Origin of the sequence: Streptomyces sp. NPDC001339 (assembly GCF_042895955.1) — a bacterium.
Lineage (GTDB): Bacteria > Actinomycetota > Actinomycetes > Streptomycetales > Streptomycetaceae > Streptomyces.
In genome coordinates, this window is the sequence record NZ_JBIAWT010000034.1 from 1 (window position 1) to 1,080 (window position 1,080).

The 1,080-nt window shown below is 68.0% G+C and carries 1 protein-coding gene; it reads left to right on the forward strand.

What is annotated here, in order from left to right; translation table 11 throughout:
- Positions 1–1,063, forward strand: a 1,063-nt coding sequence (locus ACFY12_RS35600; RefSeq protein ID WP_390720138.1) for an RNA-guided endonuclease InsQ/TnpB family protein, incomplete at its 5' end; no start/stop codon positions are given.
- Positions 1,064–1,080: the final 17 nt, after the last annotated feature.

The following is a 1,080-nucleotide window of genomic DNA, read 5'->3' on the forward strand; positions in this document are numbered from 1 at the left end:
CGTCCTGCCCGCCCAGGCCGCGCAAGCAGTACTGAAGACGTACGTCCAGGCGTGGAAGAACTGCCGGGAAGGCCGGGCAGGCGCCCCGAACTTCAAGGGCCGGTTCCGGTCCGTGATGAGCGTGGACGTCCCGCAGGGCCGGGACCTTCACATCAAGCGCGTGCACCGCCGCTGGGGCATGGTCAACCTGCCCAAGATCGGCCGAGTACGGTTCCGCTGGACCAAAGACCTGCCCGTGGGCAAGCGCGCCCACGCCGAGAACCGGATCACCGGCGCCCGACTCATCAAAGACGCACTCGGCTGGCACATCGCCTTCCGCGTGACGGCCCAGGAACCGAAGCCGGAGCCTCACACGGGCCCTGAGGTCGGCATCGACGTGGGCGTCACCGTCCCGCTCGCCCTCTCCGACGCCACCACCTACGAGCACGGCGACTGGCTGACCCCGAAGGAGAAGACCAAACTCCTGCACCTTCAGCAGCGCGCCGCCCGACGAAAGAAGCACCGCAAGCCCGGCGAACGCACCTCACGCCGCCTGCACCGCACTTATGACCAGATCGGCCAGCTGCGAGCGAAAGCCAAGCGACGAGCCACCGACTGGCAGCACCAGACGACCACCACCATCGCCCGCACCTACAGCACGGTCGTGGTCGAAGCCCTCACCCTCACGAACATGGTCACCTCAGCTCGGGGCACCGCCGACGAGCCGGGCAAGAACGTCGCACAGAAAGCCGGACTGAACCGCTCCATCGCCGCCGAGGCATGGGGCCGCACGGTCACGATGCTGACGTACAAGACCGCCCGGCACGGCGGCACCCTCGTCAAGGTCCCCGCCCCCGGCACCTCCCAGCGCTGCTCAGCCTGCGGTGTCACCACGCCCGGCAGCCGGGAGTCCCAAGCCGTGTTCGTATGCAAGAACCCCGACTGCGGTTGGTCAGGCAATGCCGACCACAACGCGGGCCGGAACATCTTGCACCGGTACCGGATCGGCCTCGTGGCGATCCCGGCTGCTGGAAGAGCAGTCGTCAGACGCGCTCGTCGCGTCAAACCTCCCACCGCAAGGTAGGGCGGAATCTCCTCCCT